Origin of the sequence: Streptomyces hawaiiensis, assembly GCF_004803895.1 — a bacterium.
GTDB lineage: Bacteria > Actinomycetota > Actinomycetes > Streptomycetales > Streptomycetaceae > Streptomyces > Streptomyces hawaiiensis.
The window spans coordinates 5514406-5536215 of the sequence record NZ_CP021978.1; the positions used below are offsets into that span (position 1 = coordinate 5514406).

Annotated in this window: 20 protein-coding genes and 1 pseudogene; 10 read left to right on the plus strand and 11 right to left on the minus strand. The window is 71.6% G+C overall.

Annotated features, from left to right (window positions below; all coding sequences use genetic code 11):
* Window positions 1-56: 56 nt before the first annotated feature.
* The 3 genes from CEB94_RS25570 to CEB94_RS25580 all read left to right on the plus strand — a co-directional run bounded on the left by CEB94_RS25570 (window position 57) and on the right by CEB94_RS25580 (window position 2534).
* Window positions 57-1097 carry an NAD(P)-dependent alcohol dehydrogenase gene (locus CEB94_RS25570; protein ID WP_175434424.1) on the plus strand — a complete coding sequence of 347 codons (1041 nt, stop codon included), beginning with the start codon at window positions 57-59 and terminating at the stop codon, window positions 1095-1097.
* Between the two features lie 140 nt (window positions 1098-1237).
* Window positions 1238-1621, plus strand: a complete 384-nt coding sequence (locus CEB94_RS25575; protein ID WP_175434425.1) for a VOC family protein — start codon at window positions 1238-1240, stop codon at window positions 1619-1621.
* 91 nt (window positions 1622-1712) lie between these two features.
* Window positions 1713-2534: an SDR family oxidoreductase gene (locus CEB94_RS25580; protein WP_175434426.1), complete on the plus strand. Its 822-nt coding sequence runs from the start codon at window positions 1713-1715 to the stop codon at window positions 2532-2534.
* Here CEB94_RS25580 and CEB94_RS25585 read toward each other — a convergent pair.
* From CEB94_RS25585 to CEB94_RS25605, 5 genes and pseudogenes are all read right to left on the minus strand, one after another.
* Window positions 2531-3472: a DUF5829 family protein gene (locus CEB94_RS25585; RefSeq protein WP_175437151.1), complete on the minus strand. Its 942-nt coding sequence runs from the start codon at window positions 3470-3472 to the stop codon at window positions 2531-2533. The genes CEB94_RS25580 and CEB94_RS25585 overlap by 4 nt on opposite strands.
* Before the next feature lie 82 nt (window positions 3473-3554).
* Window positions 3555-4256, minus strand: coding sequence for a DUF4389 domain-containing protein (locus tag CEB94_RS25590; RefSeq protein WP_175434427.1), 702 nt, complete (start codon window positions 4254-4256; stop codon window positions 3555-3557).
* Between the two features lie 126 nt (window positions 4257-4382).
* Complete coding sequence (locus tag CEB94_RS25595; RefSeq protein ID WP_175434428.1) at window positions 4383-5543, minus strand: AI-2E family transporter; 1161 nt, start codon at window positions 5541-5543, stop codon at window positions 4383-4385.
* 60 nt (window positions 5544-5603) lie between these two features.
* Window positions 5604-6271: pseudogene (gene msrA / locus CEB94_RS25600) on the minus strand (peptide-methionine (S)-S-oxide reductase MsrA).
* Between the two features lie 81 nt (window positions 6272-6352).
* Window positions 6353-7474: a hypothetical protein gene (locus CEB94_RS25605; protein WP_175434429.1), complete on the minus strand. Its 1122-nt coding sequence runs from the start codon at window positions 7472-7474 to the stop codon at window positions 6353-6355.
* 118 nt (window positions 7475-7592) lie between these two features.
* Here CEB94_RS25605 and CEB94_RS25610 point away from each other — a divergent pair, with 118 nt between their 5' ends.
* Window positions 7593-8747: a cystathionine gamma-synthase gene (locus CEB94_RS25610; protein WP_175434430.1), complete on the plus strand. Its 1155-nt coding sequence runs from the start codon at window positions 7593-7595 to the stop codon at window positions 8745-8747.
* Between the two features lie 18 nt (window positions 8748-8765).
* Here CEB94_RS25610 and CEB94_RS25615 read toward each other — a convergent pair whose 3' ends face one another.
* The 3 genes from CEB94_RS25615 to CEB94_RS25625 all read right to left on the minus strand — a co-directional run bounded on the left by CEB94_RS25615 (window position 8766) and on the right by CEB94_RS25625 (window position 10235).
* Window positions 8766-9014, minus strand: a complete 249-nt coding sequence (locus tag CEB94_RS25615) for a hypothetical protein (protein WP_175434431.1) — start codon at window positions 9012-9014, stop codon at window positions 8766-8768.
* 25 nt (window positions 9015-9039) lie between these two features.
* Window positions 9040-9543 carry a sigma factor-like helix-turn-helix DNA-binding protein gene (locus CEB94_RS25620; protein ID WP_175434432.1) on the minus strand — a complete coding sequence of 168 codons (504 nt, stop codon included), beginning with the start codon at window positions 9541-9543 and terminating at the stop codon, window positions 9040-9042.
* A gap of 185 nt (window positions 9544-9728) precedes the next feature.
* Window positions 9729-10235, minus strand: coding sequence for a MarR family winged helix-turn-helix transcriptional regulator (locus CEB94_RS25625; RefSeq protein WP_031132727.1), 507 nt, complete (start codon window positions 10233-10235; stop codon window positions 9729-9731).
* Between the two features lie 163 nt (window positions 10236-10398).
* On the opposite strand from CEB94_RS25625, the gene ilvA reads away from it, so the two are divergent.
* The 3 genes from ilvA (at window position 10399) to CEB94_RS25640 (ending at window position 13611) form a co-directional block, all read left to right on the plus strand.
* Window positions 10399-11628 carry a threonine ammonia-lyase gene (gene ilvA, locus CEB94_RS25630; protein WP_175434433.1) on the plus strand — a complete coding sequence of 410 codons (1230 nt, stop codon included), beginning with the start codon at window positions 10399-10401 and terminating at the stop codon, window positions 11626-11628.
* Window positions 11629-11779: 151 nt separating this feature from the next.
* Complete coding sequence (locus tag CEB94_RS25635) at window positions 11780-12757, plus strand: ATP-binding cassette domain-containing protein (RefSeq protein ID WP_175434434.1); 978 nt, start codon at window positions 11780-11782, stop codon at window positions 12755-12757.
* Window positions 12754-13611 (plus strand): ABC transporter permease, encoded by an 858-nt coding sequence (locus CEB94_RS25640; RefSeq protein ID WP_031132720.1) that lies wholly within the window; start codon window positions 12754-12756, stop codon window positions 13609-13611. Before CEB94_RS25635 ends, CEB94_RS25640 begins: the two co-directional genes overlap by 4 nt.
* A gap of 55 nt (window positions 13612-13666) precedes the next feature.
* Here CEB94_RS25640 and greA read toward each other — a convergent pair whose 3' ends face one another.
* Entirely contained in the window at window positions 13667-14164 is a 498-nt protein-coding gene (gene greA, locus CEB94_RS25645; RefSeq protein ID WP_175434435.1) for a transcription elongation factor GreA, read from the minus strand.
* A gap of 178 nt (window positions 14165-14342) precedes the next feature.
* A complete protein-coding gene (locus tag CEB94_RS25650; RefSeq protein WP_175434436.1) occupies window positions 14343-14741 on the minus strand; it encodes a DUF4307 domain-containing protein in 399 nt (132 codons plus the stop codon).
* Window positions 14742-14888: 147 nt separating this feature from the next.
* On the opposite strand from CEB94_RS25650, the gene mca reads away from it, so the two are divergent.
* Entirely contained in the window at window positions 14889-15770 is an 882-nt protein-coding gene (mca, locus tag CEB94_RS25655; protein ID WP_175434437.1) for a mycothiol conjugate amidase Mca, read from the plus strand.
* The gene (locus tag CEB94_RS25660) at window positions 15763-16062 is read left to right on the plus strand and encodes a hypothetical protein (protein ID WP_175434438.1); all 300 of its coding nucleotides are present in this window, start codon (window positions 15763-15765) and stop codon (window positions 16060-16062) included. Before mca ends, CEB94_RS25660 begins: the two co-directional genes overlap by 8 nt.
* 243 nt (window positions 16063-16305) lie before the next feature.
* Here the strand turns inward: CEB94_RS25660 and CEB94_RS25665 are convergent, their stop codons facing one another.
* Window positions 16306-19503, minus strand: a complete 3198-nt coding sequence (locus CEB94_RS25665) for a tetratricopeptide repeat protein (protein WP_175434439.1) — start codon at window positions 19501-19503, stop codon at window positions 16306-16308.
* 169 nt (window positions 19504-19672) lie between these two features.
* Between CEB94_RS25665 and CEB94_RS25670 the strand changes: the two genes are divergently transcribed.
* Complete coding sequence (locus CEB94_RS25670) at window positions 19673-21706, plus strand: thioredoxin domain-containing protein (protein ID WP_175434440.1); 2034 nt, start codon at window positions 19673-19675, stop codon at window positions 21704-21706.
* Window positions 21707-21810 lie beyond the last annotated feature (104 nt).

Below are 21810 nucleotides of genomic sequence, written 5' to 3' on the forward strand. Positions count from 1 at the left end.
GGTCAGAAGATCCAGAAAGCAGCCGGGCACACAACCCCGCTAGGAGAACCCCCGGCATGACCACTGCTGCTGCGTACGCCGCTCCCGCCCCCAAGGCTCCGCTGGAGCGCACCACCATCGAGCGTCGCGAGGTCCGCGAGTTCGACGTCCTGATCGACATCAAGTTCTCCGGCATCTGCCACTCCGACATCCACCAGGCACAGGAGGGCTGGGGCGAGGCGATCTTCCCGATGGTCCCCGGCCACGAGATAGCCGGTGTCGTCTCCGCGGTCGGCTCGGGCGTCACCAAGTTCGCCGTGGGCGACCGCGTGGGCGTCGGGTGCATGGTCGACTCCTGCCGCGAGTGCGAGAACTGCAAGGCCGGCCGTGAGCAGTACTGCGTCCAGGGCAACGTCCCGACGTACAACGGCATCGGCAAGGACGGCGAGCCCACCTACGGCGGCTACGCGCAGAACGTCGTCGTCGACGAGAACTTCGTCGTCCGCATCCCCGACGGCCTCTCCCTCGACGTCGCGGCCCCGCTGCTGTGCGCCGGCATCACCCTCTACTCGCCGCTCAAGCGCTTCGGCGCCGGCCCCGGCAAGAAGGTCGCGATCGTCGGCCTGGGCGGCCTCGGCCACATGGGCGTGAAGATCGCCCACGCGCTCGGCGCCGAGGTGACCGTGCTGTCGCAGTCCCTGCGCAAGCAGGAGGACGGCCTGCGACTGGGCGCGGACCACTACTACGCCACCAGCGACCCGAAGACCTTCGAGGAGCTGGCGGGCACGTTCGACCTGATCGTGTCCACCGTGTCGGCCCCGCTGGACTTCAACGCCTATCTGTCGCTGCTGAAGACCGAGGGCACGCTGGCCAACGTCGGCGCCCCCGAGGAGCCCGTCTCCCTCAACCTCTTCTCGGTGATCGGCGGCGGCAAGACCCTCGCCGGCTCCATGATCGGTGGCATCGCGGAGACCCAGGAGATGCTGGACTTCTGCGCCGAGCACGGCCTCGGCGCCGAGATCGAGCTGATCCGCGGTGACCAGATCAACGAGGCGTACGAGCGGGTCCAGGCCAGCGACGTGCGCTACCGGTTCGTGATCGACACGGCCACCATCTGAGACCGGACGGTTTCGCGGCCCTGAGGCCCCGGCGCGCGCCGGGGCCTCAGGGCCTTCGTGATGCGCGAGAGTGCGCACGCGGGGTACACATGGGGGAGTGGACCAGGGGGGTCCACCAGGTATGTCAGGGGAGGCCCACCATGACCGTGCAGCTGAACCACACCATCGTCGCGGCCCACGACAAGCGCGCCTCGGCCCGCTTCCTCGCCGACATCCTGGGGCTCGACGTGAGTCCGCCCTACGGTCCGTTCCTCCCGGTCGAGATCCCCAACGGCGTGACGCTCGACTTCATGGACAGCCCCGGCGCCATCACGCCGCAGCACTACGCCTTCCTCGTCTCGGAGGACGAGTTCGACGAGATCTTCGGCCGCATCCAGCGGGCCGGCCTGACGTACTGGGCGGACCCGTTCCACAGCCGCCCCGGCGAGATCAACCACAACGACGGCGGCCGCGGGGCCTACTTCGACGACCCCGACGGCCACCGCCTGGAGATCATCACGAGGCCCTACGGCAGCGGCGGCTGAACCGTCCGCACCCCTTCTCGTCACATCGTCGCGCCGCCGCGCGTCATACCGGCGAAGGCGACATCACCCGACGAAGAGCTGGGGAGCAGTCATGACCTCACCGATCCTGGTCACCGGCGGCACGGGCACCCTGGGCGGCCACGTCGTCCCGCTGCTGCGCGCGTCCGGCCACGACGTGCGGATCCTCACCCGGCACGCCCGCCCCGCCGCGAACGGTGTCGAGTACGTCACCGGCGACCTGCTGAAGGGCGAGGGTGTCGAGGCCGCCGTGGACGGCGCGGAGACCGTGCTGCACCTGGCGGGCGGCCCCAAGGCCGACGACGAGGCGACCCGCGCCCTGGTGCGCGCCGCGTCCCGGGCCGGCGTACGCCACCTGCTCTACATCTCGGTCATCGGCGCCGACCGGGTGCCGCTGGCCTGGATGCGGACGAAGCTGGAGTCGGAGCGGGCCGTCGCCGACTCGGGCATCCCGTGGACGACCCTGCGCGCGGCCCAGTTCCATGACCTCGCGCTGGCCATGGTCGAGAAGATGGCGAAGCTGCCGGTGTTCCCGGTCCCCGGCGGCCTCCGGCTCCAACCGGTCGACTCGCGCGAGGTCGCCGCCCGCCTCGCGGAACTGACCCTCGGCGCCCCGTCCGGCCCGGTCCCGGACCTGACCGGGCCGAACCTCTACGACCTCGCCGCCCTGGCCCGCCCCTACCTCCGCCTGCGCGGCAGGCGTCGCCCCATGCTCCCGGTGCGCATCCCCGGGAAGGCGGGGCGGGCGTACCGGGCGGGGGCGAACCTGACACCGGCCGGGGCGGAGGCGGGGAAGCGGACGTGGGAGGAGTTCCTGGGGGAGAAGCTGGGCCAGGTCTCCGCAGAGTCCCGCCGGCCTCCGGGCGGACGGCACGACCTTACGGACATCTCCTAGGAGCCCTGCCCCGCCCCACCGGGCCGGTCCTGCTCCTCGAAGGTCCACACCGCGCGGGACCCCGGGCCGACCACGAGGGCCGAGTGGCCGATCCGCTCCACGTGCCGGTAGGACACCGGCTGGTTCAGCGACATCTCGACCTGCCTGAGGCCCACCCGGTCCAGAGGCACGGAGTCGAACCGGATCGTGGTGCCGCCGCCCTTCGCGACGACGCCCCCGCCCGGCAGGGACCGGACGGCGAACCCGCCGGCCTTCAGCAACGGCACCGTGTTGGCGAGATCGCGTGCGGTCACCGCGAGCCGGATGCCGGTCACGTCCCGCATCGGATGGCCGCGGTAGGCGTCGGGCAGGTAGCGCTCCCGGCCCACGTCGCCGGGGTGGGAGGCGGGCTCGGTGTTGCCGCGCGGGTCGGCGAAGTACTCCGGCCGGTACTCCATCCCCCAGGCGCCGAAGAGGTCGTACTGGTCGGTGGTGAAGACGGCGTCGAACCAGGGCACGGGGACGCCGTCGCCGAAGTCGCGTGTCTGCTGGAACTCGACCGGGTCGGTGATCCCCGACGCGCGCAGCCGCTCGATCACCGTGGGCAGGTCCCCGGCGCGCTCGGTCGACACGCCCAGGCCGGCGGAGCCGAGGGTGCCGTCCTTGCCGGGCACGTCCCCCACCCCGAACAGCTCGAAGTACGTCTCGCGGCCCATCAGATAGCGGCCGGTCCAGGTCTGCCCGCCGGAGCCGGTCGTGGTACGGACCTGGAAGTCGGCGAAGTCCCTCAGATAGGAGGAGTGCTCGATGGCGTCCGCGGTCGCCCGGTCGAGCACTCCGTAGGCGTGGTTGTAGAACAGCAGTTGCCGCCCGGTCGCCGTCCCGTTCTCGTCGGCCCTTGCCGTGCCCGCCCCGCCCTGGACCGCCCCCGCGAGGGCCAGAGCGATGACCGTGATCAGCTGTAACGCTCGTCTGAGAACCATGCGAGGGAGCGTAGAGCGGGAGGAATCGCTTCCGCTGCGGATTGTGCCCTTTGCGGGGTCAGGCCTTGGTCAGTGGGGATGTCGGCGGCGACGCCGGTGGTGATGCGAGCGGGGGCTCCTGCCCGCCCATGTCGAGCCGGAACGGCGGGTACTGGTCGGTCATGAGCGCGGCGTAGGCCGTCACCCGTGCCGTCCAGCGGGCGAGGCCGATCAGGAAGTCGAAGAGGTGCCGCGGGTAGCGGGCGGTGAAGAGCAGGATGACCACGGCGACCAGGGAGAGATAGGGCATCAGCCCGCCGCCCCGCCAGCCGTCCCCGCCGTCCCAGCCCCAGCCGCCACCGGCGATGATCGCGACGGCGATGTACTGGGGGATCGCCAGCAGCCACCACTTCACCAGCACCAGTCCGCGTGACAGCCGCTCGGGGTAAGTGACGTCGAAGCGGGCCGGGTAGTCGGGCACGTCGGCGAGGGTGAACGGCGGGTACCGGTCGGTGCCGAGCGCGGTGTGCGCGTAGTAGCTGACCCGCCAGTTCCAGCGCAGCACGCCGACGTTGAAGTCGAAGAGGGGCCGCGGGTAGCGGGCGGTGAACAGGATGGCGAAGAAGGCGATCACGGTCACGACGGCGAACGCGATCCACAGGAACACCAGCACGATGTAGTGCGGGATGGCGAGCAGCCACTTCACCAGCCACATCCACCGGGACAGGCGAGGATCGACGGACGCCTCCAGACGCACGGGTGACGCGGCGACAGGAATCATGGGGCGGCCCTCCCTTCGCCTGCAGACTCGCAGGCGAGGAGAGGCCCCGCGACCTGAGCGGGGCCGTTCGCGCGTCGGGTCGCCCCTACGGGGCCACTACGGCCGCGCTACGGCCACTACGGGCCGCTATGACGGGACGGTGGCTCCGGAGCCCGGTTCGTCGGTCCCCGGTTCGCCGGCTCCCTGTCCGCCGGCTCCTTGTCCGCCGGTCCCCGATTCGCCCGCCGGGTCGACGAGCTGCTCGCGCACGTAGTTCCAGACCACGGCGATCAGCGCGGCGATCGGCACGGCGAGCAGGCTGCCCACGATGCCGGCCAGGCTGCCGCCCAGGGTCACCGCGAGCAGCACGACGGCCGCGTGCAGGCCGAGACCCCGGCTCTGGATCATGGGCTGGAAGACGTTGCCCTCCAGCTGCTGCACCACCACGATGATGACCAGCACGATCAGCGCGTCCGTCAGGCCGTTGGAGACGAGCGCGATGAGCACCGCGACGAAGCCGGCGAACAGGGCTCCGATGATCGGCACGAACGCCGAGACGAAGGTCAGCACCGCCAGCGGGAGCACCAGCGGGACGCCCAGCACCCACAGGCCCAGGCCGATCAGGACGGCGTCGAGCAGGCCGACGGCCGCCTGGGACCGCACGAAGGCGCCCAGGGTGGCCCAGCCGCGTGCGAACACGGTCGGCACGTCCGTGGCGAGCCGGCCGGGCAGCTGACGGGACAGCCACGGCAGGAACCGCGGGCCGTCCTTGAGGAAGAAGAACATCAGGAAGAGCGCGAGAACGGCGGTGACGACGCCGTTCACCACGGTGCTCACCCCGGTGACGACAGCGCCCACCATGCTGCCGACGCCCTCCTGGGCGCGGGAGACCGCGCTGTCGAACGCCTGGTTGATCTGCGCGTCCCCGATGTTCAACGGCGGCCCGGCGGCCCACTCGCGCAGCCGCTGGATCCCCTCCACGACACCGTCGGTCAGCTCTCCCGACTGGGACGCCACCGGCACGGCGATCAACGCCACCACGCCGACGGCCACCAGCAGGAACAGCACGGTCACGACCGACGCGGCCAGCGCGGGCGGCCACCCGCGCCGGCGCAGGAACCGGGCCATGGGCCAGGTCAGCGTGGTCAGCAGCAGCCCGACCACGAGCGGCCACACCACGGACCACATCCGGCCCAGCAGCCACAGGGCCACGGCCGACATGGCGAACACCAGCAGCAACTCGGCGGAAACCCGCGCGGATATCCGCAACGCGGCACGGGATCTGTCAGAACTCAGGGGCGCAGTCACGCAGGCACCCTATTGGCTGCCCGGACACGAGCAGCAGCCCCGTCCCTCAGATCCCGGCGGTCACCCGCCGGCCTTGGCCACCCCGATCGGGCAGGACACCCCTGTGCCGCCGATACCGCAGTAGCCCGCCGGGTTCTTGTCCAGGTACTGCTGGTGGTAGCCCTCCGCCGGGTAGAAGGGGCGGCCCCGCGTCGGCACGATCTCCGTGGTGATGTCGCCGTAGCCGGAGGACGTGAGGACCTTCTGGTACTCCTGGCGGGAGGACTTGGCGGTGGCCTCCTGCTCGGGGGTGTGGGTGTAGATCGCCGAGCGGTACTGCGTGCCCACGTCGTTGCCCTGGCGGAAGCCCTGCGTGGGGTCGTGGGACTCCCAGAACGTCTTCAGGAGGCGCTCGTACGAGATCTGCTCCGGTCGAAGACCACGCGCACGACCTCGGTGTGGCCGGTCAGGCCCGAGCAGACCTCCTCGTACGTGGGGTTCTCGGTGTGGCCGCCCTGATAGCCGACGAGGGTCGTCCAGACACCGGCCGGGAGCTGCCAGAACGTGCGCTCGGCGCCCCAGAAGCAGCCCAGGCCGAAGTCGGCCCTCTCCAGGCCCTCGGGGTAGGGGCCGAGCAGCGGGTTGCCGAGGACGGTGTGGCGGTCGGGGACCGTGAACGCCGGCTCCGGGCGGCCGGACAGTGCCTGCTCGGGGGTGGGCAGCTGGGATGTACGGCGGTGCGGGAACATGCGGTCTCCAATCGGGGCGACGCCCTCTGCAACGAGCCCCGACCTCCCGGAATTCCGGCGGGGATCCGGCCCCGGCGGGGCTCAGTGCGGCAGGCTCGCCGGGCTGCCGCCGTTCGCCTCGTAGCCGGCCACCGCCAGCGCCCGGTACACCGCGAACTCCGCCGCCGGGTCGCCGGACAGGGTCCAGGGCAGGGCGCCCACGTGACCGTCGATGTGGATCAGCTGGTTCATGGCCTCCGACCAGCGCTCGCTGCGGACCAGGAAGAACATCAGCAGGTGCCGCACATGCGCCAGCATCGGGTCGTCGGGGCGGGCCGAGTGCACCGCGTGCAGCGCGCCGTGGACCGCCTTCGTGACGACCTCGCTCTGCCAGAAGCTGCCGACGAGGGTCACCTCTGGGAGGTGCTCGAACACCGCGAAGAGGGGCATCGCCGAGAGGAGGGAGCCCCGGGGTGCCCGGGCCGCCGCGGCCTCGGCGAACGCGTACGCCTCCGCCCGGGAGCCGTGCCACTTCTCGCACCAGTAGTGCAGCGCGGCCAGGTGCGCCCCCATGTGGGCCGGGGCGCGGTCCAGGATCTTCAGCCAGACCTGCTCGAAGTCCTTCTGGGAGTAGCCGAGACCACGGGCCACCGACAGTTCGACGATGTACGGGATCGGGTCACCGGGGGCCAGCAGCGCCGCGTCACCGCACGCCGTCTTCGCCTCCTCCATGATGATCCGGAACTCGTCGGTCCCGGGCGTCGCCGTCCGCCACGCCTGCTGCACCAGGAACTCGGCGTGCACCGCCGCACCGCCCGCGTCCTTGGGCGCCTCGGCCCGCCACACGCGCAGCCACTGCCCGCCCGGCGCCTCGCTCACCCCGCCGGGCCGCTGCGACAGCTCCAGCGAGGCAGCGCCCGCGAAGGCCTGCACACGCTGCCAGCGCCGCTCGCCCTCCGCCTCCGTGCCCGCCAGGAGCTGCTGTGCGGCGCGGTGGTCCCGCGTGCGCTGCACCACGTCCAGGACGTCCAGCAGGTCCTGGTCGGGGCCGGGCATGCGGATGTCGAGCTCCTCCTCGAGGACGAAGCCGTAGTTCGCCGGGTCCGCGGCGTCCGGGTGGTCGGGCGAGACCAGCCCTATCGCACCGCCGCGCCTGCGCCGCAGGAAGGGGAGCAGCACGAAGCCCAGCATGACCAGCGCGATCAGGACCCAGAGAATCTCCATGCAACAAGCGAACCAGACGGCGCCGACAATTGGCCAACCTGCTCCCGGAACCTGTGGAAAACTCCCTCTCGCCCCGTCCCCCGGCACTCTTCGCGTCGGCGCACTACCCTCGGTGCTCATGAGCGACAGGCACATCAGTCAGCACTTCGAGACGCTCGCGATCCACGCGGGCAACACCGCCGACCCCTTGACGGGTGCGGTCGTCCCGCCGATCTACCAGGTCTCGACCTACAAGCAGGACGGCGTCGGCGGCCTGCGCGGCGGCTACGAGTACAGCCGCAGCGCCAATCCCACCAGGACCGCGCTGGAGGAGAACCTCGCCGCCCTGGAGGGCGGCCGCCGCGGTCTCGCGTTCGCGTCCGGGCTGGCGGCCGAGGACTGCCTGCTGCGTACGCTGCTCAGCCCCGGTGACCACGTGGTCATCCCGAACGACGCGTACGGCGGCACGTTCCGCCTGTTCGCCAAGGTCGTCGCCCGCTGGGGCGTGGAGTGGTCGGTCGCCGACACCAGCGACCCGGCGGCCGTACGGGCCGCCCTCACCCCGAAGACCAAGGTCGTCTGGGTGGAGACCCCCTCCAACCCGCTCCTGGGCATCACCGACATCGCCGCCGTCGCCCAGGTCGCCCGGGACGCGGGCGCCCGCCTCGTCGTCGACAACACCTTCGCCACGCCCTACCTCCAGCAGCCGCTGGCGCTGGGCGCGGACATCGTCGTGCACTCCCTGACCAAGTACATGGGCGGCCACTCCGACGTCGTCGGCGGCGCCCTGATCACCGGCGACGCCGGCCTGGGCGAGGAACTGGCCTTCCACCAGAACGCGATGGGCGCGGTGGCCGGGCCCTTCGACTCCTGGCTGGTGCTGCGCGGCACCAAGACCCTCTCCGTGCGCATGGACCGGCACAGCGAGAACGCGGCCAAGGTCGCCGACATGCTCACCCGGCACGCGCGCGTGAGCAGCGTGCTGTACCCGGGCCTGCCGGAGCACCCCGGTCACGAGGTCGCCGCCAAGCAGATGAAGTCGTTCGGCGGCATGGTCTCCTTCCGCGTCGAGGGCGGCGAGGAGGCGGCCGTCGAGGTCTGCAACCGCGCCAGGATCTTCACGCTCGGCGAGTCCCTGGGCGGCGTCGAGTCACTGATCGAGCACCCCGGCCGCATGACGCACGCCTCCGTGGCCGGCTCGGCCCTGGAGGTCCCCGGCGACCTGGTGCGTCTGTCCGTGGGCATCGAGAACGCCGAGGACCTGCTGGAGGACCTTCAGCAGGCGCTCGGCTAGAGCGGCCCCCTCGCGGGGTCACCAGCCGGTGAGGGGTGGAGTCGTGTCGGACGGCGGCTCCACCCACGGGCGGGCCGTCAGCGCCCACACCATGAACGCCACGGCAGCCGCGAAGAGCAGCAGCCACATCAGGCGGCGGGCGAGTGTCCTGCGCCGCAGCATGCGGCCGCCGCGGCGCACCGCCTCCGTGTGGATCTCGGGCGGCACGGGCCGTGGCGCCTGTTCCAGGAGCCGCCGTACGGCCGCCTCGCGGTCGTTGCCGCTCATGTCGCTCTCCGGTCGCCGGCCGGGTTCATGACGGCACCGCCTTCGTGGCCGTGACCGCGGGCGCAGGGCCCCGCGGCCGGTGCAGGAGGGTCGACGTCGCCCGGTGGAGAATCGCCCGTACGCGCTCCGGGGACAGCCCGAGCAGGGCCGCCGTCTGTTCCTCGGCGACGCCCTCGTGGAGCCTGAGCACCAGGATCAGCCGTTCCTGGGGGGTCAGCGGGGCCATGGGGCCGGCGGGGTGCGGCCGGGAGCGGCCGAGTCCGCCGTAGTGGTGCCACGCGCCGCGCGCGAAGCGGGTGGCCAGGTGCGAACGGGTGCGGTCGTACGGGTCGTCGGCGCGCAGCCGGTCCCAGTTGGCGTACGTGTGTGCCAGTGACAGCGTCAGCAGGCGCCGCGCGCGGGGGTTGTCGTCGGGGGATTCGGCGGTGAGCAGTGTGGCGGCGTGCAGCAGCCGCCCGGCCGCGCCCGCGACGAACGCCTCGAACTCCCGGGCGCGACGGGCTGCCCGGGACGCCTGCCGCTCCAGCACCGCGCCTCCCGCCTGACGGCGACCCTGAGGATGCGGGCACCCGGCCGTGCGCGACGGGGCCCGGTCTCATATCAGGCCAGGGACAGCCCCGGGGTCAAGAGCCGCGCACGGCTCGGACGGCGCCACGCACGCGTGGGGCCCCGCTCGTCGTGCCGTAGCAGCGCGGATCCCGCGCCGTGAGGCGTTCAGGCCGTCGACTGCGCTTCCGGTCCCGGCACGCCCTGCGCCGCCATCCGGGAGGACAGCGCGGTGTTGAAGCGCGTGAGGAGGTCACAGAACGCCTCGCGCTCATCCGGCTCCCAGTCGTGGGTCAGCTCGGCCATCAACTGCCGCCGGGAGGAGCGCACTTCCTCCAGGCGGGCCTGCCCGCGCGGGGACAGCTGCAGCACCACCGCGCGCCCGTCCTCGGGGTGCGAGGTGCGCTTGACCAGGCCGGTGTCGACGAGCGGAGCCACCTGCCGGGTGACCGTCGACGAGTCGATCCCCATGCTCGCGGCGAGCGCCTTGACGCCCATCGGGCCTTCTTTGTCGAGGCGGTTGAGCAGCAGATACGCGGCGCGGTCCATGGAGTTGCGCACCTGCCCGACTCCGCCGAGCCGGGTCTGTTCGGCACGGCGGGCGAACAGCGCCACCTCGTGCTGCAGCGTGTCGAGAAGACCGGTGTCACCGACGGTCGTCATGTCCATCGACATTTCAGGTGTTGTGGGCATGGCCGGGGGCTCACTTCGTGGAGGGCTGGCAGATTGGGGGACAGGGTACGCGGCCCGAAGGCAGGCCGTACCGGCGCTGCGCAAAGCGGGTCTCGGAGGTTGGTCACAACGGTCGTTCCCGCCTGTGGACTGCGATGCTGGAGTCATGAGCTACAGCACGGCTGACTCCTTTCGGCCCGTCACCCTCGACGACGTGCGCGGCGCGCAGAAGATGCTCTCGGGTGTGGCGAGGGTGACCGCGATGGAGGGCAGCAGGCACCTGTCCCAGATGGTCGGTGCACCGGTGCATCTCAAGTGCGAGAACCTCCAGCGGACGGGGTCGTTCAAGCTGCGCGGCGCCTACGTCCGGATCGCCGGTCTGCTGCCGGAGGAGCGCGCCGCCGGTGTCGTCGCCGCGAGCGCCGGCAACCACGCGCAGGGCGTGGCCCTGGCGTCCTCCCTGCTCGGTGTGCGCTCCACGGTGTTCATGCCGAACGGCGCCCCGCTGCCCAAGGTCAGCGCCACCCGGGACTACGGGGCGGAGGTGCGGCTGCACGGCCAGGTGGTCGACGAGACGCTGGCCGCCGCGCAGGAGTACGCGGCCGGGACGGGCGCGGTGTTCATCCACCCCTTCGACCATCCCGACGTCATCGCGGGCCAGGGCACGGTCGGCCTGGAGATCCTGGAGCAGTGCCCCGAGGTACGCACGATCCTGGTCGGGATCGGCGGGGGCGGGCTGGCCGCCGGGATCGCGGTGGCGGTGAAGTCGGTGCGGCCGGACGTGCGGATCGTGGGCGTCCAGGCGGCGGGCGCGGCGGCCTACCCGCCCTCGCTGGCGGCGGGCCGGCCGGTGACGGTCGGCAACCCGGCGACGATGGCCGACGGCATCAAGGTCGGGCGGCCCGGCGACGTGCCGTTCGGGATCATCGGTGAGCTGGTGGACGAGGTGCGCACGGTCAGCGAGGACGAGCTGTCCGCCGCGCTGCTGCTGTGTCTGGAGCGGGCCAAGCTGGTCGTGGAACCGGCCGGGGCGAGCCCGGTCGCGGCGCTGCTGAGCGAGCCCGGCGCCTTCGAGGGCCCGGTCGTCGCGGTGCTGTCCGGCGGCAACGTCGACCCGGTGCTGATGGAGCGGGTGCTGCGGCACGGCATGGCCGCGCAGGGCCGCTACCTGGCGGTCCGGCTGCGGCTGACGGACCGGCCCGGTGCTCTCGCCACTCTTCTCGGCGTGTTGTCAGTGGTCGACGCTAACGTCCTGGATGTGAGCCATGTGCGAACCGACCCACGGCTCGGGCTCACGGAGGCGGAGGTCGAACTGCACCTGGAGACGAAGGGCCCGGCGCACTGCGCCGAGGTGGGTCAGGCGCTGCGCGAGGCGGGCTATACGGTCATCGGCTGACCAGGCGCCCGAGCCGGCCGAAGATCATTTCGTCTCACGGAGTGCACCGTGGAAAAACTCATTGTGAGACGCGATACATCGCGTTATGGTGTGTCGGTGAGAACCTGCCGGACGCGTCTGTCCGGTCATCCCCGAAGACGTGGAGACTCATATGCCAGGCGCCATCTACGCCGAAGGTCTGGTCAAGACCTTCGGTGACGTAAAGGCCTTGGACGGTGTCGACCTCGACGTGCCCGAGGGCACGGTCCTCGGCCTGCTCGGGCCGAACGGCGCGGGCAAGACCACCACCGTCCGCTGCCTGACGACCCTGCTACGGCCCGACAGCGGACGGGCCGTCGTCGCGGGCCTCGACGTGCTCAAGCAGCCCGACGCGGTCCGCCGCTCCATCGGCCTGTCCGGCCAGTTCGCGGCCGTCGACGAGTACCTGACCGGCCGGGAGAACCTCCAGATGGTCGGTCAGCTCTACCAGATGCGGGCGAAGGCGGCGAAGGAGCGCGCGGCCGAGCTGCTGGAGCAGTTCCACCTCGCGGACGCGGCCGACCGCCCCACCAAGACCTACTCGGGCGGCATGCGCCGCCGCCTCGACCTCGCGGCCGCCCTGGTCGTCTCGCCGCCCGTGATGTTCATGGACGAGCCGACCACCGGCCTCGACCCCCGCAACCGCCAGCAGCTGTGGGAGGTCATCAAGCAACTCGTCTCCGGCGGCACGACGCTGCTGCTCACCACGCAGTACCTGGAGGAGGCCGACCACCTGGCGCACGACATCGCGGTGGTCGACCACGGCAAGGTCATCGCCCAGGGCACCTCCGACCAGCTCAAGGCCCGCACCGGCGGCGAGCGCGTCGAGGTCGTGGTGCACGAGCGCGAGCACATCCAGGCCGCCGCCGAGGTCCTCGCCGGCTTCGGCAAGGGCGAGACCAAGATCGAGGAGCACATGCGCAAGCTCACCGCTCCCGTGACCGGCGGCGCCAAGCTCCTCGCCGAGGTCATCCGCGAACTGGACACCCGGGGCATCGAGATCGACGACATCGGCCTGCGCCGGCCGACCCTCGACGACGTCTTCCTGTCCCTCACGGGACACGTGGCCGAGGTCAAGGACCAGGAGAACGACAAGGAGGCCGCCCAGTGAGCGCCGTCACCGACACCGTGCGGGTCGCGCCGGCCGCGAACCCGGTCAGTCAGTCGATCCGGGACTCGATGGTCGTCGCCAAGCGCAACCTGATCCGCATGTCCCGGATCCCCGAGATGATCATTTACGGCCTGATCCAGCCGATCATGTTCGTGGTGCTGTTCACCTACGTCTTCGGCGGCTCCATGCAGATCGGCAACAGCACCAGCGCCGCCGACTACAAGAACTTCCTGATGGCGGGCATTTTCGCGCAGACCGTCACGTTCGCCACCGCCAGCTCCGGTGCCGGCATCGCCGACGACATGCACAAGGGCCTCATCGACCGCTTCCGTTCCCTGCCCATGGCGCGCGGCGCGGTGCTCACCGGGCGCACCCTCGCCGACTCCGTGCAGACGGCCCTGACCCTGGTGGTCCTCGCCGTGGTCGCCCTGCTGGTCGGCTGGCGTGTCGGGTCGGACGGCAGCACCAATGCCGCCAAGGTCCTCGCCGCCTTCGGCCTGCTGCTCCTGCTCGGCTACGCGTTCACCTGGATCGGCGCCCTGATCGGCATGTCGGTCCGGACCCCCGAGGCGGCCACGTCCAGCGGTCTGATCTGGCTCTTCCCGGTGACGTTCATCTCGAACGCGTTCGTGGACACCAGCCACATGACCCCCTGGCTGCGCCACATCGCCGAGTGGAACCCCTTCAGCGCCACGGTCCAGGCCTGCCGCGTGCTCTTCGCCAACCCGGGCCAGTCGCCGTCGGACGCCTGGCCCATGCAGCACCCCGTGTGGGCCTCGCTGATCTACTCGATTCTGATCCTGGTGGTGTTCCGGACCCTGGCGGTGCGCAAGTACCGCTCGGCGACGGCATGACAGTGCCCCCGGTGCCGCAGCGGCGCCGGGGGCAGCTCAGGGCTCGGAGGGCCGGTCAGCCCTCGTACGGCTCGGCCTTGAGGATCTTCACCGCGGCCTTCTTGCCGTTCGGCAGTTCGTACTCGGCGTCCTCGCCGACCTTGTGGCCCATCACGCCGGCGCCCAGCGGCGACTGCGGCGAGTACGTCTCGATGTCGGAGCTCGCGTACTCGCGGGAGGCGAGCAAGAACGTCAGCGTGTCGTCCTCGTCACCGTCGAACGCGATCGTGACGACCATGCCGGGTGCCACCGCACCGTCCGCCGCGGGTGCCTCACCGACCTTGGCGCTCTCGAGGAGCTGGGTCAGCTGGCGCACACGGAGCTCCTGCTTGCCCTGCTCCTCCTTGGCCGCGTGGTACCCGCCGTTCTCACGCAGGTCGCCCTCCTCGCGCGCCGCGGCGATCTTCCCGGAGATCTCCGCCCGCGCGGGACCAGTAAGGTACTCAAGCTCAGCCTTGAGCTTGTTGTACGCCTCCTGGGTCAGCCAGGTGACGTTCTCGCTGGTCTGGGTCACAGGTGCTCCTCGTAGGTACTGGGATACAAAGCATCGCCCTACCCAGAAGAATGTTCCTTCACGGATGGGCGAAACCACGAGCCTAACAATTCAGGGGCCCAAGGGGGAGGACATAAGCCACCAGAATCACGTCAAGGCAGGTCAGGCCCTACGTATTCCAGGTGACGCCGGGTTGTCGTCAGCCGGCGTGGCAGCCCAGCAGCTCGGCCGTCGTCCCCGGGGAGGTCGTGCGGAGCGTGACGACCTTGTCGATGCGGGTCGCGTCCCCGTCGAAGCGGAAGTCGGCCCGGCCCACCTCGGCCCCGTTCTCGGCCTGTGAGCGCACGGTGCAGTAGCCGTCGGTGCCGGCGTCCTTGCGGACCTCCAGATGCACCTGCACGGACTCCTTGCCCGGCTCGAAGGTGATCACCTCGGCGCTGATCTCGCTCTTGGCCACGTAGTGGTAGCCGAACCAGCCGAGGAGCCCCAGCAGCGCCACCGCGAGGACGACGCCCACGACCTTGAGCGTGCGGTCGGCGCGCTCGTCCGAGGAACGGCCGTATCGGCCCTCGGGCAGTCGCGTGCTCGCCGTACTCATGATCGTCCTCCAGGCCGGGCCGGGACGAAGGTCCCGGAAGGGGCTCCAGGACCGGGTCCCGGAATTATTCGCCCCCCGATTCGGTCACTATAGAAGCCGCTGATTGCGCCGACGCACACAGGGCGCCGACTTACTGAGGATTGAGTCTTGACTGACCAGTTGCGACTGATGGCCGTTCACGCCCACCCCGACGACGAGTCGAGCAAGGGCGCTGCGACCATGGCGAAGTACGTGTCCGAGGGGGTGGACGTGCTGGTCGTGACCTGCACGGGCGGGGAACGCGGCTCCATCCTCAATCCCAAGCTCCAGGGCGACGCGTACATCGAGGAGCACATCCACGAGGTACGCAAGAAGGAGATGGACGAAGCCCGGGAGATCCTGGGCGTCAAGCAGGAGTGGCTCGGCTTCGTCGACTCGGGCCTGCCCGAGGGCGACCCGCTGCCGCCGCTGCCGGAGGGCTGTTTCGCCCTGGAGGACGTGGACCACGCGGCCGGTGAGCTGGTGCGCAAGATCCGCGCCTTCCGCCCGCAGGTGATCACCACCTACGACGAGAACGGCGGCTACCCGCACCCCGACCACATCATGACCCACAAGATCTCGATGGTGGCGTTCGAGTCGGCGGCGGACACCGAGAAGTACCCGGAGGCGGAGTACGGCCCCGCCTACCAGCCGCAGAAGCTCTACTACAACCAGGGCTTCAACCGCCCGCGCACCGAGGCCCTGCACCAGGCGATGCTCGACCGCGGCATGGAGTCCCCCTACGGGGACTGGCTCAAGCGCTGGGAGGAGTTCGGCATGAAGCAGCGCACGCTCACCACCCACATCCCGTGCGCCGAGTTCTACGAGATCCGCGACAAGGCACTGATCGCCCACGCCACGCAGATCGACCCGGACGGCGGCTGGTTCAAGGTCCCGATGGAGATCCAGAAGGACGTCTGGCCGACGGAGGAGTACGAGCTGGCGAAGGCCCTCGTCGATACCTCCCTCCCCGAGGACGACCTCTTTGCGGGCATCCGCGACAATGCCTGACATGAGCGCAAGCGCAAGCCTGGCAATGACGCACCTCGTCTCCTTCGCCAAGGAGGTCGACGAGGACAAGGTCACCCCCGGCGTCCTCGGCTTCATCGTCTTCGCGGCGATGGCCCTGGCGGTGTGGGCCCTGATGAAGTCCATGAGCCGGCACATGAACCGGGTCGACTTCACCCAGGTCCCCGACCCGAAGGCCGAGCAGCCGGAACCGTCCACGGCGGAGCCGTCCGGGACGGAAGCGGAAGCCGCGGAAGCGGAGCCCTCCGGCCGGGGCGGCAAGAAGCAGGGCTGACGCCCCACCCGAGGGGACGCCACCCGTCGGTGGCCCGGCACCAAGCGCCGCCGACGGGTGACTCGCGCATCGCTGAGCGCCGCCGGAGGGGTGGCTCGCGCATCGGGGAGCGTCGCCTGACGCATGGCTCGCCCATCGGGGAGAGCTGCCGTGGGGTGTGTCGCGCGCTGGGGAGCGCCGCGGGCAGGTGCCCGGCGCGCCCCGGGGAGCGCCGCCGACGGGGGTGCCCGCCCGCCCTCAGGCCTACGCCTTCGACTCCACGACCACGCCCATCACCTCGCGCGCATGCCGGTTCGGCACCATGCCGAGCCGCCAGGCCTGCCAGCCCGCCTCCAGCGTCACGCCCCGCTCCAGCAGCAGCTGGTACGCGTCGAGGTAGTCGTCCAGCTTCCGGTCGCGCAGCCCATGGCTCGCGCGGGACAACCGCGCGAGTTCCTCCTGGGCCACCGCCGTACCCACCTCCATGCCGCCCGGGGCCGCGTAGGGCAGGAGGGTGCAGCGCAGGAAACGGGCCCAGTCCTCGCCCCGGCGGTCGCCGTAGGACGCGAAGAGCTCCACCGCCTCGTCGCACAGGGCCAGGGCCTGCTGGGTGCGCGCGTTGCCCGCGTCCACGACCGCCAGTTCCAGGCAGGTCCATGCCTCGCCGTGGGCGACGCCGATGCGCTGGAAGTCGGCCCGGGCATCGACCAGCAATTGCCGCGCGAAGCCTGAATTGCGCAGGGAACCCGTCTGAGCCGCTCGCTGGTCGCGGGTGACGCGGGCCGAGTGGTGGCGGGCGCAGGCCAGGCCGTAGACGTCCCGCATGCGGGAGAACATCGTGCGGGCGCGCTCCAGCTCGCGGACCGCCTGATCGAGGTCGCCCGTCTCCTCCAGGGCCTGGCCCAGGTAGTACAGGGTCCAGGCCTCGCCGCGCGCGTCCTCGTTGTCGCGATGCCGGGCGGCAGCCCCGCGCAGCTCCTCCACCGCCGGGGACGCCTCACCGGCGACCAGCAGCGCCCGGGCCAGCTGCGTCAGGGCCCATGCCTCACCACGGGCGTCACGGGTCCGGCCGTACAGCTCCAGGGCCGCCCGCAGCTCGGACTCGGCCCGCGGGACATCGCCCATGCGCAGCCCCAGCTGACCCAGCTGGAAGTGCGCCCACGCCTGGCCGTGCACGGACTCACCCGCGCGGTGCAGCACCAGGGACTCGGTCAGCAGATCCAGCGCCTCCGCCAGCCGGGCCCGGTCCCGCTCCACCGCCGCGAGGGCGTGCATCGTCCACGCCCGGTCCACGGCCAGCTCGGGCGAGGCCTGCAGGGCCAGGGCCTCACGGAGCCTCTCCGACGCCTCGGTCAGATTGCCCTGGTGGTGCAGGGTGATGCCGAGGGAGCACAGGGCACGGGCGGCGCCGGCGTCGTGATGGGCCTCCCGGTAGAGGTCCACGACCGACGTGAGGGTCGTACGTGCCTTGTCCAGCTCGCCCAGCTGCCGTGCCGCGATACCCGTGCGCCACTGCACCGAGCGGACCAGCAGCCCCTCGTCCACCGCCTGCGCCAGTTCGCTGATCTCGCCCAGGCGGTACAGGTCACCCCGCAGCAGGCAGTAGTCGCACAGGGCACCCAGCAGGTTCAGCACCGCCGCCTGGTCCACGCCCTCGGCGTGCCGCAGCGCCGCCGTGATGAAGCTCGACTCTTCGTCCAGCCAGCGCAGCGCCTCGTCGAGGGAGGTGAAGCCGTACGGGCTGAAGCGGTTGGTCCGGGTCGACATGTTGCCGTCGACCATCCGCAGTACCGAGTCGGCCAGCTCGGCGTAGTTCACGATCAGCCGCTCCTGTGCCGCCGTGCGCTCGGCGGGGTCCTCCTCGTCGAGCAGGCGGGCCTGGGCGAAGGAACGGACCAGGTCGTGCAGCCGGTAGCGGTCGCCCCGGACATGGTCGATCAGCCCGGCACGGGTCAGGGTCTGCAGATGACGCTTCGCCTCCGCCTCGTCCGTGGCCAGCAGCGCGGCGGCCGCGGCGGCACCCAGCGAGGCCCGGCCGGCCAGAGCGAGCCGGCGCAGCAGCCGCCGTACGGTCTCCGGCTGGTCGGTGTAGCGCAGCCACAGGGCGCGCTCGACCGGCTCGACCGGGCCGTACGCCGCGAGGTCCGTGGCCAGCGCGCGCGGCGAGCGCGGACCGAGGCACGAGCCCGCGAGGCGCAGCGCCAGCGGCAGCCCGCCGCACAGCTCCCGGACCCGGTCCGCGGACTCCGCGTCGTACGGCCCGGAACGGTCCTGCGCCGCCGCGCCCAGCAACTCCTCCGCGCCGGCGGCGTCCAGCGGCGCCACCGCCAGCTGGTGCACCCGCGCGGGCAGGCCCTCCAGCTCCAGCGGGCCCCGCGCGGTCACCAGCACCAGGCTGTCGGACCGCTCCGGGACCAGGGCACGGATCTGCTCCGGGCCCGAGGCGTCGTCGAGGACGACTGTGACCGGCAGGCCCGTCAGATGCTGGTGGTACAGCTCGCCCAGCCGCTTGACCTGCTGGTCGGGGGAGGAGCGTTCGCGGAACAGCAACTGCTCGCGGGGCGCACCGAGCCGGTTCAGCAGATGCAGCAGGGCGTCACGGGTGGACAGCGGGGACTCGCCCGGCCCGTCGGCGCGCAGATCGACGACACAGGCACCGCGGAAGTAGTCCTTCAGGTCGTGCGTCGCGTGCACCGCGAGCGTCGTACGGCCGCTGCCGGGCGTGCCGTGCAGCACGACCACCGTCGGCTGCGTCTGCGTGCTCGCCCGGGCCGACTGCACCCACTGCCGGATCTGCGCCAGCTCGTGCCGCCGTCCCGCGAACGGCTCCGCCGGCTCCGGGAGCTGCCCGAAGGACTGCTCCAGCACGTTGCGCCCGCGTGCCGCCGCGCTCTTGTCCGTGCCCCGCAGCCGTGGCCCGGTCTTCTTCGGCCCGGTCGAGGCCGCGAGCACCCGCTGCTGATCCAGGAACGGCCGGATGCCCCGCACCTCCAGCGCCGTCAGCCACTGCAGCCGCAACTGCTCCGGCCCGCCCGGCTGGCTCACGGCCCCGGCACGGCGGCTCGCGGCCGGCAGGTGCGACCCGACCACCTTCACCACCGTCGCGGCGGCGCCCACGACACCCACCGTCACGCCGGCGCCCAGCGCCGTCCCGGTGTCCGTGCCGAGCGCCAGGTCGGCGACGACGGCCGCGACGGCCGCGACCGCGGCCACCAGCAGCGGCGTCCCGGCCCCGTCCCGGGCGTAACGCTGCCCGAAGGTCAGCTGCCCGGCCGCCGCCTCGTCCAGGGCGCGCGTGTAGGCCTCGTACTCCTCGCCCGCGCTCCGCGCCATCGCGTCGAGCCCCCCGCGCGCCCGCGCGAGCAGCACCTTCCCGTCGCTGCGCCCGCCCGAGCGGCGCACTTCCTCCTCCACGGCCCGCGCCAACAGCCGCTCGGCCTCCGCCCGATGACTGTCCCGCATGTCAGGTCCCCCTCCGGCGGCAACTCCTGTGCCTACGAGTGTCCTTGGTGGGAGGCGTCAGCGCGAGGGGGCGACGATCAACGTTTGCGGTCCGGTGACCTGCGAGCCGCCCGCTCGCCCGAGGGACGGCTTCCGTGGTCGGGTGGCCGCCGTGAGGCAGGATGGAAGCATGCCGAACCGACTGGCGCACGAGACGTCCCCCTATCTCCTTCAGCACGCCGACAACCCCGTCGACTGGTGGCCCTGGTCGGCCGAGGCCTTCGAGGAGGCCCGGAAGCGGAACGTGCCCGTGCTGCTCAGCATCGGATACAGCAGCTGTCACTGGTGTCACGTCATGGCTCACGAGTCATTCGAGGACCAGGAGACCGCCGAGTACCTCAACGCGCACTACGTGAGCGTCAAGGTCGACCGCGAGGAGCGCCCCGACGTCGACGCCGTCTACATGGAGGCCGTGCAGGCGGCGACCGGGCAGGGCGGCTGGCCCATGACCGTCTTTCTCACTCCGGACGCCGAGCCGTTCTACTTCGGTACGTACTTCCCGCCCGCCCCCCGCCAGGGCATGCCGTCCTTCCGGCAGGTGCTCCAGGGCGTGCACCAGGCGTGGGACGAACGGCGGGACGAGGTGACCGAGGTCGCCGGGAAGATCGTCCGGGACCTGGCCGGGCGGGAGATCTCCTACGGTGACGCGCGGACCCCGGGCGAGGAGGAGCTCGCGCAGGCGCTGCTCGCGCTGACCCGGGAGTACGACCCGCAGCGCGGCGGATTCGGCGGGGCGCCGAAGTTCCCGCCGTCCATGGTGCTGGAGTTCCTGCTGCGCCACCACGCCCGCACGGGCGCCGAGGGGGCCCTGCAGATGGCGCGGGACACCTGTGAGCGCATGGCCCGGGGCGGTATGTACGACCAGCTCGGGGGCGGCTTCGCCCGCTACTCCGTCGACCGCGACTGGGTCGTGCCGCACTTCGAGAAGATGCTCTACGACAACGCCCTGCTGTGCCGGGTCTACGCCCATCTGTGGCGTGCCACCGGCTCGGAGCTGGCGCGCCGGGTCGCTCTGGAGACCGCCGACTTCATGGTGCGTGAACTGCGCACGAACGAGGGCGGGTTCGCCTCCGCGCTGGACGCCGACAGCGACGACGGCACGGGCAGGCACGTCGAGGGCGCGTACTACGTGTGGACGCCGGAGCAGTTGCGCGAGGTGCTCGGGGAGCAGGATGCCGAGCTCGCGGCGCAGCACTTCGGCGTGACCGAGGAGGGGACCTTCGAGGAGGGCGCGTCCGTCCTCCAACTGCCCGTGCGGGACGCCCTCTTCGACGCGGGGAAGGCCGCCTCGATCTCGGAGCGGCTGCTGGCGAAGCGGTCCGAGCGGCCCGCGCCCGGCCGGGACGACAAGATCGTCGCCGCCTGGAACGGCCTCGCGATCGCCGCGCTCGCCGAGACCGGTGCCTACTTCGACCGGCCCGACCTGGTCGAGGCCGCCGTCGCCGCCGCCGACCTCCTCGTCCGGCTGCACCTGGACGAACAGGCCCGGCTCACCCGCACCAGCAAGGACGGCCACGCCGGCGCCAACGCCGGTGTCCTGGAGGACTACGCGGACGTGGCGGAGGGCTTCCTCGCGCTCGCGTCCGTCACCGGGGAGGGTGTCTGGCTGGAGTTCGCCGGGTTCCTCCTCGATCACGTCCTGGTGCGCTTCACCGACCCCGAGTCGGGTTCGCTGTACGACACCGCGGCCGACGCCGAGCGGCTGATCCGCCGTCCGCAGGACCCGACCGACAACGCCGCTCCGTCCGGCTGGACCGCGGCCGCGAACGCCCTGCTGAGTTACGCCGCGCACACCGGGTCCGAGCCGCACCGCGCCGCCGCCGAGAAGGCGCTCGGGGTCGTCAAGGCGCTCGGGCCGCGGGTGCCGCGCTTCATCGGGTGGGGGCTCGCCGCGGCGGAGGCCGTGCTGGACGGGCCGCGTGAGGTCGCGATCGTGGGGCCGGCCCTCGACCACGAGGCCACAAGGACCCTGCACCGCACGGCACTTCTGGGCACCGCGCCCGGTGCGGTGGTCGCCGTGGGTACCCCGCAGAGCGAGGAGTTCCCGCTGCTCACGGACCGTCCGCTGGTCGGCGGTGAACCGGCCGCGTACGTCTGCCGTAACTTCACGTGCGATGCCCCGACGACCGAGCCTGACCGGCTGCGCACGGTCTTGAGTGGCTGAAGTCACGTATCAACGGAAACATGGTCTTTATCTGAACAGCCCCCAGGCTTCACAGTTCCCCCTTAATCTCTGCACAGTGACGTGGCGGATGGGGCCGTACCGGC

Bases quoted from the DNA above. Each gene is read 5' to 3' on its own strand.
- CEB94_RS25570 (WP_175434424.1), top strand. From the start codon at position 57: ATGACCACTGCTGCTGCGTACGCCGCTCCCGCCCCCAAGGCTCCGCTG.
- CEB94_RS25575 (WP_175434425.1), top strand. From the start codon at position 1,238: ATGACCGTGCAGCTGAACCACACCATCGTCGCGGCCCACGACAAGCGC.
- CEB94_RS25580 (WP_175434426.1), top strand. From the start codon at position 1,713: ATGACCTCACCGATCCTGGTCACCGGCGGCACGGGCACCCTGGGCGGC.
- CEB94_RS25590 (WP_175434427.1), bottom strand. From the start codon at position 4,256: ATGATTCCTGTCGCCGCGTCACCCGTGCGTCTGGAGGCGTCCGTCGAT.
- CEB94_RS25605 (WP_175434429.1), bottom strand. From the start codon at position 7,474: ATGGAGATTCTCTGGGTCCTGATCGCGCTGGTCATGCTGGGCTTCGTG.
- CEB94_RS25610 (WP_175434430.1), top strand. From the start codon at position 7,593: ATGAGCGACAGGCACATCAGTCAGCACTTCGAGACGCTCGCGATCCAC.
- CEB94_RS25615 (WP_175434431.1), bottom strand. From the start codon at position 9,014: ATGAGCGGCAACGACCGCGAGGCGGCCGTACGGCGGCTCCTGGAACAG.
- CEB94_RS25625 (WP_031132727.1), bottom strand. From the start codon at position 10,235: ATGTCGATGGACATGACGACCGTCGGTGACACCGGTCTTCTCGACACG.
- ilvA (WP_175434433.1), top strand. From the start codon at position 10,399: ATGAGCTACAGCACGGCTGACTCCTTTCGGCCCGTCACCCTCGACGAC.
- CEB94_RS25635 (WP_175434434.1), top strand. From the start codon at position 11,780: ATGCCAGGCGCCATCTACGCCGAAGGTCTGGTCAAGACCTTCGGTGAC.
- CEB94_RS25650 (WP_175434436.1), bottom strand. From the start codon at position 14,741: ATGAGTACGGCGAGCACGCGACTGCCCGAGGGCCGATACGGCCGTTCC.
- CEB94_RS25660 (WP_175434438.1), top strand. From the start codon at position 15,763: ATGCCTGACATGAGCGCAAGCGCAAGCCTGGCAATGACGCACCTCGTC.
- CEB94_RS25665 (WP_175434439.1), bottom strand. From the start codon at position 19,503: ATGCGGGACAGTCATCGGGCGGAGGCCGAGCGGCTGTTGGCGCGGGCC.
- CEB94_RS25670 (WP_175434440.1), top strand. From the start codon at position 19,673: ATGCCGAACCGACTGGCGCACGAGACGTCCCCCTATCTCCTTCAGCAC.